This window comes from Acinetobacter sp. Ac_5812, from assembly GCF_013072695.1.
In the GTDB taxonomy this organism is placed as follows: Bacteria; Pseudomonadota; Gammaproteobacteria; order Pseudomonadales; family Moraxellaceae; genus Acinetobacter.
On sequence record NZ_LXUK01000027.1, the window covers coordinates 196,804 to 211,656 of the forward strand.

The following is a 14,853-nucleotide window of genomic DNA, read 5'->3' on the forward strand; positions in this document are numbered from 1 at the left end:
ATTTGTGATGCATATGGATATTTTATCTTTACTAACGCCAATTAATGAGCAATCACCTTGTGGTGAAGATTACTCATTTTCAAATGAGTTCCATGCGATTAAAAAAGCAAAGACCCAAGATGATGTACTGCTTGATCAGGGTGATTGGGTGACTGAACCCAAACAGGCCGATTGGGACTTTGTCGCAATGACATCTATAGATTTACTCCAGTCGAAAAGTAAAGATATCCGTTTACTTACTTGGTTGTCTGAAGCTTGGGCAAATCTTTATGGTTTTGAAGGAGTTTCCAAAAGTCTGGAACTCAGTCATCGCTTATTAGAACAATATTGGTTAACACTACATCCCGAAGTTGAAGATGAGGATCTGGATCAACGTATTGGCTTATTACAGGGCTTGATTAACCAACTGCCACTACTGATCAAAAAAGTCTCTTTGATCAATCATGCGCCTTATTATCATTTGCTCGACTACGACAACTTTCTTTATCACGAAAATATCCGTCGTAAACAAAGCGATGATTATGAAGGTTCAAGTGGTTCAACAGAATTAGAGCAATTTGAACAAGCCTTATCAAATACAGATAAAAATTTTCAGCGTCAAAACTATCAACGTTTTAATGAAATCTTGCAACAATGGGCAACATTGAAACAGGTTTTAGATGCCCTGCTTGGTTTAGACTCACCGAGTTTTGCGGCAATCGATTCAAGCTTAGACACCATTCATATCACGCTGAAAAAGATTTATAAGACCGATCTGTTTGAACAGGCAACTCAAACTGTCATGACAGAAATCGAAACATCGACAACGCCGATGGTACAACCCGTGACGACACAATCTACTGCACCCCAAAACCAACTGTCTTTCCAACCCCAAGTCCAATCGCATGTCGAAAACCGTGAACAGGCCATGCGTGTACTACAAGAAATTGCCACTTATTTTCAGAAAAATGAGCCACATAGCCCTGTCAGCTATATGCTGCAAAAAACGATTAAATGGAGTCAGATGCCATTACATGAATGGTTAACTCAGGTGATTAAGGATGAGCATCCTTTACAAATGCTACAGGACACTCTTGGTGTTCAGCCAAAGAATGAATACGAATAATTGTTGGTAAATACATATGTTTAAAGCAGAAAAGATTCTTTGGGGTGAAGGCTTATTTTTACGTCCTCAGCATTTTCAGATCCAAGATACCTATCATGAACAACGTTTGAATCATACGATTCGGGCGATGATTCCACATGCCTATGGCGTACAAAAGTTAAAATTTGACGAGGTTCAACTTTCTACCCATATTCTGGCACTCCAAGAAGTCGAAATCATTTGGCAAGACGGCGAGATTTATCACGCTCCTGCACAAGACTTATTGCCAGAGCCATTATTGCTGGATGATCTTAATCTACAAGGTGAGATGACGGTTTATTTGGCGCTCCCAATCTTACAAGCCAATAAGAAGAATATCGCGGATGAAACACGCTCAGTTTCTAGTCGCTATCATAACTATTTGACAGAAACTCATGATCTGTTTACCGATGCCAGCCCTGCTGAACTAAATCTGTTGCGTCGTCGTGCCGAATTCAAGCTGCTTGAACAACATATTCAGCCGAGCCAAAATTTAGATGGTTTCTTATATGTCCCTGTCGCTAGAATTAAACGCCAAAGCTCAGGTCATTTTGAATTAGATAATAAGTTTATTCCGCCAATTTTACATATTGCTGCGTCAGAATCTTTAATGAACAACCTAAAACGTACCTTGAACGTGATTAAGGCAAAAATTAAGATGATTCAAAGTAATAACCGTGAAAATGAACAGAAACTGATTGAGTTCCGTTCAGGTGATATTGTTTCGTTCTGGTTGATCAATGCTTTAAACACGGCATATGCAGGACTGAATCATTTACTCCAATACCCACTCATTCACCCTGAACGTTTATTCTCAGAATTATTACGTTTAACGGGTTCTTTACTGACGTTCTCTACTGCCTATGATGTGGATCATTTGCCACAGTATAAACATCATCAGTTACAAGACAGTTTTCAGCAGCTTGATCTCATCCTGCGAGATTTATTAGACACCATTATTTCGAGCCGTTATTTCAGCATTGCTTTAAAAGAAACACGACCATCGTATTGGGTTGGTAGTCTTGAGTCTGACAAAATTACCCGTGACACTCGTCTCTATATCGCGGTTTCAAGCAGCATGATGCAAACCCATGAATTGATCCAAATCGTTCCATTGCGCTTTAAAGTGGGTAGCACAATTGATGTAGAACAACGTGTTATTGCCGCTCTTCCAGCGGTTCCACTCCATCATTTAATGCAGGTGCCAACTGCAATTCCAGTACGTTCTGGAGTGAGCTATTTTGAAATCGAACCACATCACGAATTGTATCAACGCATGCTTGAGTCAGAATCGATCTGTGTCTATGTACCCGCTGGATTCCAAGATATCAGTATTGAACTCATTGCCGTAATGAATAGTTAAGAGAATCACAATGACTCAACCAACAGGCATCCCTTCTTTATTTGATGATGGAAAAATTGGTTCAGGCTTCCCTACGTCTGACCAACCACAAAATAAAGTGCAAACAACTAACTTGATTGATCTATTACATGACGGTTTTTATTTAGTCTTCTTGCTTCGTAACCGTTATATCCCATCGAATCCAAATGATTTTCGTGAAAAAATTGTAGATTTATTGAACCGATTTGAGCAACAAGCCAAACGCTTACAATTTTCTGCTGATGATATTCATGATTCGAAATATGCATTTTGTGCATTGATTGATGAAACCATTGCTACGCAACAAGATCCTGCTTACTTTAACTTGCAAAATACTTGGCTGATTAGTCCACTTCAATTGAGTTTATTTGGCTCGCAACTGGCTGGTTATCGTTTTTTTGAAATCTTGGAACAACTGCGCAGTCGTGGTAAAGAGCGTTTAGCTTCGCTTGAAGTTTTCCACTACTGCTTATTACTCGGTTTTCAAGGAAAATATCGTCTGGAATCAGTTGAGAGCTTAAACCATCTTGTCGCTCGGGTTGGTGATGAGATTGATTATCTCAAAGGGAAAAAAGCAGCTTTTTCTCCATTTGCAGCAATTCCTGATCAAATTAAACATATTATTCATCATGAATTGCCTTTTTTCTGGATTCTGATCTTCTTACTCATGTTTGCTGCACTGACCTTTGCTGGACTTAAGTTTATGTTATCAAAGCAAAACCAGAATACTTTAAACCCATATCAAAATGTGATTTCAGCACCTGCTGAAGAAGCACATATCACCATCCATTTGCCTTAGTTGATCACGTATGACTCAGGAAAGAGCAACTTCTTTACGCATATTACAGACCAATAAGAAAAAAACCTTATCGCCTGTCATTTATTTACTGATTGGATTTATTTCAGGAGTTATATTTGCAGCACTGGTTTTCTTTCTGTTATTTGTTACGGACTCGAGTAGAACCAATACAGCTACAACGCAACAAGAGCAAGCTGTAGAAGAAAATAATCGTGCTCAAGCCCATAATACCAAAACGACAACTCAAAGCTCAGAGGAAACGACAGCTAGTCATCATGAAACAGCCGAATCAGTAGAGGATAATAATTTCACTCAACCCGGTAGTAATGATTTAAATAAATTCTTCCAACGCACACCTCCAGCCGCCGCACCAACACCGACTGGACAGCACGTTTCCCCATTTGCCAATGAGCCAAATGCAAAATCCGCACAAGCTGTAGCGCCAACCAAACCTATTTCTGGGAAGAATGAAGCAGTCCCTGCAGCAACGAATAAAGTAGTTAAGACTGCTCCTCAAACAACAAAGACTACCGCGCCTGCTAAAACACCTGAGGTAGAAGCGGAAGCACCTGAGGCAACGGTACAAATCAAAGTCACACAAAAGCCTTTTGCTGTGAATGAACTGCAATAAAGCATGATTTTTCTTATTTTCTTTTGCTTCGTCGCTGTCGCGATCGGATTAACGCTGCTCATGTCTTACGAGCTGCGCTATAAATGCAAACAGCTACTGCATTCATTATTACCGAGTAGCAAAAAGAAAATTGTTAATGCCATGCAGTTCGCAGAACATATGCATCAAGCAGCTTCGCCAGAAAAATTGCAATCACATTGGCATTTACAGCAGTGGTGGATTTTAATCGCTGGTTTCTTTTTATTTGCCAGTATTTTGATTTTTGCGTTTACCCGCCCGATCAATTCCACACGAATTGAAGCCGAGTATTTAAAAGAAACAGATCCACAAATTTACACCTTACTTAATGGTGAAATGCTAAGCCCTCCACCTGATGTTGACGATACACTGATCCAAGATGCAATTGTCGAAGCAACCCGTCTAGAACAAGCGTATCAAGCACAGCACCCGACAGATCCGAGTATTGATGCCTCTCAAATTGAGATTCCACTTACACATTCACATGGCAGTTTAGATTCATCCTTGGTTGATCGTAAATGGGACAAAATCAATCCTCGTTATAAGCAACGCCTGCTCATGGTCTTTAAAATTATGAAAGAGCAACACGGTTATGAGTTGGTCTTGCTGGAGGGTTACCGTAGTCCAAACCGCCAGAATATGTTGGCGGGGAATCCGAATACAACCCGCGCCAAAGGTTACCAAAGCTATCATCAATTCGGTTTAGCTGCCGATGTTGCCTTTAAACGCAATGGCAAAGTGGTCATTACGGAACGTGATCCTTGGGCGATGCGTGGTTATGAACTCTATGGGCAAGTGGCTGAATCCGTTGGTTTGACTTGGGGCGGTCGCTGGAAATCGATTAAAGATTATGGCCATACTGAGTACCGTATGCCGGGTTTAAGAAAAACCAAAGAAATGGCAGAACAACTGACTGCGGAAGGTCAATTAACTGCAAGAGCAGATGAGTCTTAAATATATCTAGAACATAATTAAATAAAATAAAACCTCCCCCTTTATATAGATAGGCTTTATTTCAACATCAAATTTAAATATTTTAATTAAACATATAGCATACTAAAATTAAAATTACCTTAATCAATAACAGATATAGCAACTGTTTTTTTAACTTTAAAAATAAATTCCTTAAATATGATATTCACCCCCGATACCAGTATAAAAGCAATCACAAATGATCCCAGTACATCGAAAGGGAAATGAACACCAATATAAATTCTGGACCAACCTACAATTAAGCCCAATAACAAAGCTGCACTGCCTATTTTTCGATATCCTGAAAGTAGATAGGAAAAAGCAATGGTTGCCACCGTCAAGGTATGCTGGCTTGGAAATGAAGAAGATGAACCATGTCCTGTCAGGATGTGTCCGATTCCCATGTCAAAAGGACGTGGATGGTAGTAGACCGCATGAATGATCTGAGTCACGAGTAATGAAGCAACGATGGTAATGAGCATCTTGATAAACTGCACTCGATATTTCTTATCCTTAAAAAACAATGAAGCAATTAAAAATACAAATAATACTGCAATTAAATTATGTGATGCGAATAATGCAACTTTATCTAAAATAGGATTTTGAGTTGCAACCGAGTTAATCCAATTAAATAAGCTGATATCGATAGTTTCAATTGACATCGTCAATCGTTCCATGATGTTTTGACGATGCAAATATAAAAATATCAGCTTAAAATAAAATTAAATACTCTTAAAAAACCAAACAAAATTACAATTTAGTTTTAAGTCGCTATTAATAAAAAAATCCTAAATTTGATCTACCCTTAAATTGGAGTGAATTATGGATAACAAAAATAGGCTACCCGAAGTATTAAGCAAAGTGCCTGAAGTGACATTGCTGTTCTGGATTATAAAAATTGCAGCCACAACACTCGGTGAAACGGCTGGCGATGCTTTATCAATGTCGCTCAATCTGGGCTATATCTTAAGTACATGTATTTTTTCTATTATTTTTATTGGCTTTGTTTCACTGCAAATGAAAGCCAAACAATACAAACCCTTCTTATATTGGGCAACCATTATCTCAACCACAACACTGGGAACCACCATTGCTGATTATGTCGATCGCTCTCTAGGCATAGGCTATCTCGGGGGGAGTATTATTTTACTCACCCTACTGCTTAGCTCGCTTGCGATCTGGTATTGGAGCTGTGGCAACATTGCAGTGAACAGTGTCCAGTCCGCAAAGACCGAAGCCTTTTACTGGGTCACTATTATGTTCTCTCAAACCCTAGGAACAGCGCTTGGTGACTGGACAGCAGATACCCAAGGCCTAGGTTATACAGGGGCTGCCCTGATCTTTGGTTCATTACTGCTTGTCTTGATTGTCTTGTATTATTGGACCAAAATCTCTAGAACATTTTTATTCTGGTCAGCTTTTGTTTTAACCAGACCTCTCGGTGCTGTCTTAGGTGACTTCTTAGATAAACCACTTGATCATGGTGGGCTGGATTTAAGTCGATTCGGTGCTTCTTTTGTGTTATTGGCTTTTATCCTTGTCTGTTTAGTGTTTTTTAAATCCAAACTGGCTTCAACAGCGCATTAAATCTTTCTTCAGTCCTCTTCACTGCACATATAGAAAAGGGATAAGAAAAATTATTTTCTTATCCCTTTTAGTGATCACTTAGAAATAAATTAATTATGTTTCCAAGGTACTGCAGGTGAGCCAATCCATGCTGATTTTGCAGGAATATTCTCTCCTTTCATTACCAATGTCAGTGGACCCAATACCGCATGATCAGCCACATTGGCATTGTATAAAATGATACTACGCGAATTCACTACGACATCACTGCCGATATTGACTTGACCAATTTTCATGATGCGGTCTTCAAATAAATGCGTTTGTGGTCCAGAGAAACTGTTAAATTCTGCACGGTCTCCAATCTTCACGCAGTCAAATTCAGTAATATCAGCCGTATCCAAATAGACATCCTTACCAATCTTGACGCCTAAAAGACGCAAGAAGAAAGGCAACATCGGTGTCCCTCTTAAGTAATTCAAAAAGTTCGGAATCGCAACAGATTCATAAAGACTGGTAATGCCTTCACTTAACCAAACGAACATGGTCCACATTGGTGCTGAACGTGGTTGATAACGTCCAATTAAAGCCCATTTCAATACGGTCACGATGACAAAACAACCGACACCATATAACAGTCCAGCCATCGTTAAAGCCAATAGCCCCATCGCAATACTATAGTCATTAATGACATCAATCACTTCTAAAACAATCATATAACCTACACCAATGGCGAGTGCTGTCGGTAATACAATACGTAAACCCTCAATCAACCCGCGCATGAAACGGCGTTTGATACTTGGTTTAAAGGTCAGATGATCTGGATATTGCGCTGCTGCTTCACGCGCTGGCAACAATAAAGGTGGCGAACCGAACCATGTTTGACCTGAATACATTTCTCGATTATCTGGCGTTTTCGATTGCACGCCAATCAAGACATTATCCGGTAATACCGTACCATCCGCGATATAGGCACTATTCCCAACAAAACTACGATTCCCAATTTGAGTAGATTTTAACGACATCCATCCGCCTTTAATCTCCTCATCGCCCAACATCACCGCATCTGCAATAAAGCTTTCTTCACCTAGGGTCAACATTTCAGGAATCACACCTGTAGCGGTTGAAATTTCTGTATTTTTACCCACCTTTGCGCCCAACATCCGGAACCATGTCGGAGCATATAAGGTTGCAAACAAGCCATGTAAAGTCTGTAAACTGGTTTCTAAAATCTGAGCTGCGAACCATTTACGATAATAAGTACCACCATGTATGGCATAAGTGCCTGTCTCTAAACGCGGCAACACCACTTTACGTATAGCTGATGAAATCAATGCAGTGATCACCATCATCATTGCACTGGCAGGAATGGCAAGAATGAAATAATACAGCGCGATTTGCACATGATTATTGGGGTCAATATTAAACACATTGACATCTAACCAGTCGACCAATAAAAAGCTTGGAAAAATCGGGATAAAGAACAAACACGCAATGATTAAAGCACTGACACTGTAATAGCCATATTCAGAAAATTTGCGCATTAAAGATAATTTTGGACGTGCTGCCAATGATTCTAACTCATCAATATGGCCTATTTTTTTCGCTGGTGTTCCATCCCAAATTTCGCCTGCAGGTACCGTCGTGCCATATTCAATTGAGGTTAAAGCATTGACATGCGCTTGCGGTTCTAACACGGTATTTTCTTCTAATACTGCATAAGATCCTACATAACTGTCTTGTTTGAGTTGGATTGAACCTAATACCAACTGCCCGTGTTCCACCTTAGCATTTTCCAGATTTACATTAGATCCAATACTGACCCCATCTTCAATCTTTAATAGTGATGGCATACGGATATGCACAGAGCTAATGGTGACATCATGCCCAATCTTCGCCCCAAGTGCTTTGAGATATAAATTTAGTAAGGTTGAACCAGACAGTAAATACACAGGTGAAATACTGCTGATCCGATCAGCTAACCACCAACGGAAATAGGTCATTCCCCATAATGGATAACGACCTGCGCCAACCCCTAACATCAGTAAACGTTTTACCGTAATTGAAACTGCAAAACTGGCAATAATCACACTGATATAAACCAATAACGACAGCGCGATCGCATAAGGAATACTGTCTCGTGTCCCCCCAGTGAAATAGTGATAAGTAAAGAATGGTGCCAACCATTGCAGAATATTGATCGAGATCAGTACAGGAATCGTCACCGCTTGTGCAATTCCACACAGCCATTTATAGCTTTGATTGCGTGGATTACCTTGCCCAATCTGACGATCAAATAAGGAAGGTTCAGGCTGTTCTAACATTAAAGCTGCAATCGCCCCAACTTTTCTGGCCTGATATAAGCTTTGAATGGTTAGATGGCTATATTGAGGGTGTTCACGTAAATTCGAGATCAATACCGCAGCGAGTAAGGAGTGACCTCCGAGATCATCAAAAAAATCTGAGTCTAACTTAATTGGGATATTCGGAAATAAACGACCTAGAATCTCAAATAAAATCTGTTCAGCTTCATTCTGTGGCTGGTCTGATTCACTCCGATCAATCACACTGGTTAATGGGCGAGCCTTCAATGCCTTACGATCAATTTTCCCAGATAATAGTCGTGGCACTTCTTCAATAATTTCAAAGCGATTTGGCACCATATACGGCGGTAAGCGCTGACTCAGATGATGTCGAAGCTGTTTAACCTCAATGCTTTGTTTTGCCTCCAACTCAGGTGCAATAAAAGCAATCAGCTGATCAATACCATCTTCAGCTCTTAGAATAACTGCTGCCGTTCCAATTCCATCCAGATCACATAGTGCTGCTTCAATTTCACCAAGTTCAACTCGGAAACCACGAATTTTGATTTGATCATCAGCACGGCCCAAACAATGCACCTGACCAAATTCATCAATTTTGGCGAGGTCTCCTGTGCGATACAAGCTGATTTCATCCTCATTATTTGCCCAAGGATTCTCAATAAATTTATCAGCGGTTAAATCAGCTCGGCCTAAATAACCTTGTGCCACACTTGGACCAAAAATACACAGCTCACCCGTTTCGCCTTGAGCCAATAACTCTCGCTCTGCATTAATCACCAACATGCCATAATTCGGTAATGGCTTACCAATGGTCACGGGCTTACCCTGCTGTAATAATTCTAAACTAGCCGATACTGTCGTTTCAGTCGGTCCATAGGTATTAAACATTTGATGGTGCGGTAAGGCCCAACGTTCAACCAATGAATCAGGGCACATTTCCCCACCCAAGTTGATAATGCGCAAGTTCGGGACATCTTCAGGAAATAGCGCCAACAAGGTGGGTACCGCATGTAATACGGTAATCTGTTGTTGTTTTAGTGTTTGGCAGAGTCGCTCTGGATCGCTCACTAAGGATTTTGGTGCAATCCACAAGCTTGCTCCAACGAGGTAAGACAACCAGATTTCTTCAAAGGACATATCAAAAGCAACAGAAAAACCCTGATAGACTTTGTCTTGTTCCTGAATCCCTAAAATACTGTTTTCACTGCGCAGGAAATGACAAATATTCTTCTGGGTGATCACAATCCCTTTCGGCTTTCCTGTTGAACCCGAGGTATAAATAATATATGCAGGCTGTTCAGGCGTAGTTTTGGCTAATTCCACAGTCTCATGCAGTGGTCGCTGTAATTCAGTATTGGTCCATTTGCTCTGTGGGACGTCTTGTAGATGTTCATACCATTCATCACTGGTAATCATGCCCACCGCAGCAGCATCTTCAAGACAAACGGCGATTCGATCTGCGGGGGTATCCATATCAAATGGTAACCAAGCCGCACCACTTAAACAAATTGCTAACTGTGATTTTAATAGTTCGATACCACGCGGCAGCCATAAGCCAATGATATCGCCAGCGTTTACCCCCTTAAGGGTTAAATGCTGTGCCATGACCAAGGCTTGCTGGTAGAGCTCGCCATAACTCAGCTTTTGTTCCGCCTCGATCAAGGCAATTTTTTCTGGAAATGTCTGTGCCGTCTGAATAAAAATATCAGCAAGGACTTCATGCTGTAAAAATTCTGGGTGGTGCTTACCACGAATAATATTTTTTGCGCTCATCACACATTGATTCATTTTTATGCTCTCTTTAATGTTTTGATTTAGCCAAAGACGAAATGAGGTGTTCGTATTAGCTGGTAAATTAAAGAGAGCAACTTAAAACAACATTAAAGTGTGATGTCTGAATAAACAATAAAACCTGAACAAAACAAAAATGATCAATCCGACCACTTTTCAGTCAAATTATGAACAAATTACCCCATTTATGTTGGGTGAGGTTTTTGCATCTAAGGACACAATTGACAATGCCATTGCATCAATCACTCGACTTAATGAACTACTCGCACCACTCACAATATCTTGTATCTGATTGTTCTTACTTGATACTGGCTGAGTAAAGGTCATACGACATGCCAACTGCTGATTTTGGGTTGAGTTTTGATCTAGGGTGATATTTGGATCATTACGCTTAATGATCCACGCAACCGAAACTTCAACATTTTTGTTCGCGATATCGGATGTATTAATGATATCAAAATGTGCAAAATCGGTTGCGACACGATAAGACACCTTGCCACCCACCATACCGCTATTATAACGGTCAACCGCACCAAGCTTTTGCTGTAGACCAGCAGACAGGTTGTCTCTTAATTCAGCTCCAAGCGTGGACGTCCAACGCTCGTTTTCCATGATTTTAGATTTACCTGCTGCATCCTGTATCACGATAGGCGCACGATTGATACGATCTGGTAATCCAACAGGCAATACTTCAATGACCTTGACCTTTGAACTTGGCAATGGAGAGACTTTGCTTGCCAAGGTGTAATAATTCGGTGTGAGTGAACCCGAACAAGCGGTGAGCAATACAGCAGCAGATAAGATGCTCACGCTACTGAGCACTCCGGCTACAGCAGATGAATGTTTAGCGATGATTGTTCTTATCATTTGTTTGCCTCTGCTTTTTTACCCCGAATCAGCGATTCAGGATGCTGTTCAATATAATCAGCCATTAATTGTAAGGATGCCGCAGCTCGAGTCATTTGCTGCAATGCTTTACGCACATCCTGCTGCATTGGTGCATCACTAGATAAAATGGATTCACTCGATTGCATGGTTTTACGTACATCATTCAGCGTCGCTTGTAAGCCTGGTGCAACTTTGCCATCCAACTGTTTCACCAGTTTGTCTGTCGACTCGATGGTGGTGTTCATATTATTAAGCGTCTTACGAACATCTTGCCCAATCTCTTCGAGTGGGAACTTACTCACTTTATCCGCGATTTGGGACACTTGTGCCTGTAAGCCACTCAATTCTGTTGCCGTGGTCGGTACTTCAACACGCCCATCTGGTCTCGTGATTAAAGAAGCGGCTTTGGCTTTTGGAAACTTATCAAAGGCAATATAATTCTGACCTGTTAATAAATTACCCGTCCGCATCTGCGCACGCCAACCTCTCTCAATAAAATATTTAAAAATTTCGCCATCTGGATCAAGCTCTTTGCCATGCGCTAAACGCGATGGATAAATCACTGCATCCACGCGCATTCTTAAATGTGTATAAGACTGATCAAATTCGACGTTGATCGCTTTGACATTACCAATCTCAATACCCATAAAGTCAATTGGTGCACCCGCGGTTAAACCACGAAGCGAATGATCAAAGTACATAATAATTGGACGCGGCTTACCATCAGGCTCTTTCATGGCCTCTTTGCGAGAATCAGACAAAGTAAAATAACTATTGTCTGGTGCAATAGCACCAGCAGAATTTTCTGGATAACCAAAGGCAATACCACCCGCAATAATACTGGCAAGCGATTGCGTATCCAGATTAAATCCTGATGCATTTAAGGTCACATCGACCCCACTGGCCTGCCAAAAACGTGCATCTGTGGTTACGAACTTATCGTAAGGAGATTGAATAAAGGTTTGTAGTTCAACACTTTTTCCATCAGCTGCCAATTTATATGCCGTAATCTGCCCGACATTAATTCTGCGATAGTAAATCGGCACGCCAACATCAAGTGATCCCAAGTCCTGTGCTTTTAAGAAAAATACCTTACCTGGAATATCCGATGACACGACAGGTGGAACTTCAAGCCCAGTAAAATTCTCTTGCTTCTGCTCAGCCTTTCCCCCATCGACTTCAATGTATGCCCCTGAGAGTAAGGTATCTATCCCAGAAATACCGCCCGTTCCTACTCGAGGTCTCACCACCCAAAAACGCGAATCTTTGGCAGCAAAATTACTGGCATCTTTGCGTAATTCGATTTTGGCAATGACATGAGATCGGTCATCCGAAAGATCAATTTGTCGAACCAAACCAATATCAACCTGCTTATAGCGTACCGTGGTTTTCCCTGCAACCAAGCCTTCTGCTGTTCGGAAAGACACTTCAATGGTTGGACCTGTATCCAAAACGGCTTTTGCTGCAAGCGAAAGTGCGATTAAAAGCGCAACAAATGGAACCAGCCAAATGAGCGCAGGTCTCCAACGTCCCTTCTTTTTTTCAGGTTCGTCAAAGATTGCATCGTTCTGCGTCAACACCGTAGTGTTTTCTTCAGAATCTTGGCTATTCGGGGTATTTTCTGACATAGTGATCTTTCTTTTATAGGTCAAAAATAAGGCTCATCGTCAATCTTAACTTTTTAATTGATGAATCGCCGTTCCTTTCAAATGATTTGATTGTTGCGCATTCGCGTGACGCGCCTTGAAATAATTGTCCCAAATAATTCTTGGATCAAAACTGAGTGAAGCAAACATGGTTAACACCACCACAGCACCAAAAGCAACTGCGCCAGGTCCTGCCAAAATAGTTGCCAATGACTGAATTTGAATCAATGCAGTCAGCAATGCAACCACAAAAACATCGATCATCGACCACCGCCCAATAAATTCAACAATACGATACATCAGCGCACATTGTTCAGGGGTAAAATGCCATCTCGATGATGACTGCATATAGACTGAAATTAATAAAAAAATCAGAATCAATAATTTTAAAATCGGGATAAAAATACTGGCCATAAAAATAACCACGGACACCAGATAATCACTATTTTGCCAAAAATAGATCACACCACTGATAATGGTATCTTGCTGACGCCCCAACAAAGAATCTGTTACCGTCATGGGTAGCACATTTGCTGGAATATATAAAATTGCTGCAGCGACCACCAAAGCAAAAGTACGATTTAAACTTTGTGGTTTACGCGAGTGCAAGGTGCTTTTACATCTCGAACATTGAACATGATTGTGCTGATCTGCATGAGTCGCTACAGAATTTAGTAATCCACAGCAATGACATTGAATGAGCCCGACCTGTTTTGCTCTGACATAATTTTTGATCTGTAAATCAACATCGGAAAGGTGTTCTACAATTGAACCGATCTCGGTGTCATGGTCGTGTTTTTGCTTCATCCCAAACTCCGATCAACTTCATCCCAGATATCTTTAATCTTGACCGAAGCAATATAGACCAAAAGCACGCTCAATAATGTAAATGCCCACAGTGCAACACCAGGAATGACGGTGACCATCCCCACAAGTTTGACCAAGGTTACCAGTACACCAATTAAAAAAACCTCAACCATTCCCCATGTCCGAAACAGAAATAAGGCTCTCAGTGCCAAAGTCAAAAATTGAGGCCTAACCTTCAACACACTAATAAAGAAAAGCACATAGCTCAACAATAACAGTTCAACCAAAGGCACAATAAAAGTGGTAATCAGAATTAAAACACCGACCAATGCACGATCAATATGAAACATGGTCCATGCAGCACCGATTAAAGTGGTCTGCGAGGTATTGCCCTGTAGCTCAACAATAACGATGGGAAAACTATTGGCAATCACAAAAACAATCAAAGCGGTAATGACTAAGGCAAGCAAAGACGAAAAAGATCGACTTCGACGATATAACTCCGCACCACAACAGGTGCAATATGCTCGTTCACCCGATGCAAGCTCAACCCTACGATATATTGCATCGCATTCTTCACAACCCGCCAGTTCAGTGAGTCTGACTTGCTGACCAATCACTAAGGATGGATTATTTTTATTCGCCATAAAGTCAAACTCATTACACAGATTCATTGTTGTTTAAGAAATCGACTTAACCCATTTATACCTTTTATTTTTGCAATCACAACCAAGGACTATATTTCTTACACAATATGTAAACAAATCATCATCTAAAAGCATTCTTAATCATATCGATTGATGGCTTATTCAGTCTTTATCTGAAAGAGCAAAGCTCAGGCATAGGTAGTCTATCACCGACCGAGAGATCGCCCTATCATCATACATAAAAAAGACGAATAAGTTGCAGA

General features: G+C 40.7%; 12 protein-coding genes. 6 read left to right on the top strand and 6 right to left on the bottom strand.

The annotated features are described in order from the left end of the window. The first annotated feature begins 7 nt into the window (after positions 1-7). Genes tssA through A7P55_RS21250 form a run of 5 tightly spaced genes read left to right on the top strand, consistent with a single transcriptional unit; the run spans position 8 to position 4,906 of the window. Positions 8-1,105, top strand: coding sequence for a type VI secretion system protein TssA (gene tssA, locus A7P55_RS21230; RefSeq protein WP_171553893.1), 1,098 nt, complete (start codon positions 8-10; stop codon positions 1,103-1,105). A gap of 16 nt (positions 1,106-1,121) precedes the next feature. Continuing rightward, positions 1,122-2,486: a type VI secretion system baseplate subunit TssK gene (gene tssK / locus A7P55_RS21235; protein ID WP_171553691.1), complete on the top strand. Its 1,365-nt coding sequence runs from the start codon at positions 1,122-1,124 to the stop codon at positions 2,484-2,486. 10 nt (positions 2,487-2,496) lie between these two features. Beyond that, positions 2,497-3,303, top strand: coding sequence for a type IVB secretion system protein IcmH/DotU (gene icmH, locus A7P55_RS21240; protein ID WP_171553692.1), 807 nt, complete (start codon positions 2,497-2,499; stop codon positions 3,301-3,303). 10 nt (positions 3,304-3,313) lie between these two features. Beyond that, the gene (locus A7P55_RS21245) at positions 3,314-3,934 is read left to right on the top strand and encodes a hypothetical protein (RefSeq protein ID WP_171553693.1); all 621 of its coding nucleotides are present in this window, start codon (positions 3,314-3,316) and stop codon (positions 3,932-3,934) included. Between the two features lie 3 nt (positions 3,935-3,937). Next, positions 3,938-4,906 (top strand): M15 family metallopeptidase, encoded by a 969-nt coding sequence (locus A7P55_RS21250; RefSeq protein ID WP_171553694.1) that lies wholly within the window; start codon positions 3,938-3,940, stop codon positions 4,904-4,906. A gap of 119 nt (positions 4,907-5,025) precedes the next feature. On the opposite strand, the gene A7P55_RS21255 is transcribed toward A7P55_RS21250, so the two are convergent. After that, positions 5,026-5,586 (bottom strand): undecaprenyl-diphosphatase, encoded by a 561-nt coding sequence (locus A7P55_RS21255; RefSeq protein WP_171553695.1) that lies wholly within the window; start codon positions 5,584-5,586, stop codon positions 5,026-5,028. Between the two features lie 160 nt (positions 5,587-5,746). Here A7P55_RS21255 and A7P55_RS21260 point away from each other — a divergent pair, with 160 nt between their 5' ends. Then, positions 5,747-6,511: a hypothetical protein gene (locus tag A7P55_RS21260; protein WP_171553696.1), complete on the top strand. Its 765-nt coding sequence runs from the start codon at positions 5,747-5,749 to the stop codon at positions 6,509-6,511. An 89-nt stretch (positions 6,512-6,600) separates the two neighbouring features. On the opposite strand, the gene posA is transcribed toward A7P55_RS21260, so the two are convergent. From posA to A7P55_RS21285, 5 genes are all read right to left on the bottom strand, one after another. Then, on the bottom strand, positions 6,601-10,599 hold the full coding sequence (gene posA, locus A7P55_RS21265; RefSeq protein ID WP_171553697.1) for a delta-poly-L-ornithine synthetase PosA: 3,999 nt from the start codon (positions 10,597-10,599) through the stop codon (positions 6,601-6,603). 168 nt (positions 10,600-10,767) lie between these two features. Next, entirely contained in the window at positions 10,768-11,469 is a 702-nt protein-coding gene (locus A7P55_RS21270) for a PqiC family protein (protein WP_171553698.1), read from the bottom strand. Then, positions 11,466-13,124 (bottom strand): MlaD family protein, encoded by a 1,659-nt coding sequence (locus A7P55_RS21275; protein WP_167515406.1) that lies wholly within the window; start codon positions 13,122-13,124, stop codon positions 11,466-11,468. The genes A7P55_RS21270 and A7P55_RS21275 overlap by 4 nt, the downstream gene beginning before the upstream one ends. A 39-nt stretch (positions 13,125-13,163) precedes the next feature. Further along, entirely contained in the window at positions 13,164-13,943 is a 780-nt protein-coding gene (locus A7P55_RS21280; protein ID WP_171553699.1) for a paraquat-inducible protein A, read from the bottom strand. Next, entirely contained in the window at positions 13,940-14,590 is a 651-nt protein-coding gene (locus A7P55_RS21285; RefSeq protein ID WP_171553700.1) for a paraquat-inducible protein A, read from the bottom strand. The genes A7P55_RS21280 and A7P55_RS21285 overlap by 4 nt, the downstream gene beginning before the upstream one ends. Positions 14,591-14,853 lie beyond the last annotated feature (263 nt).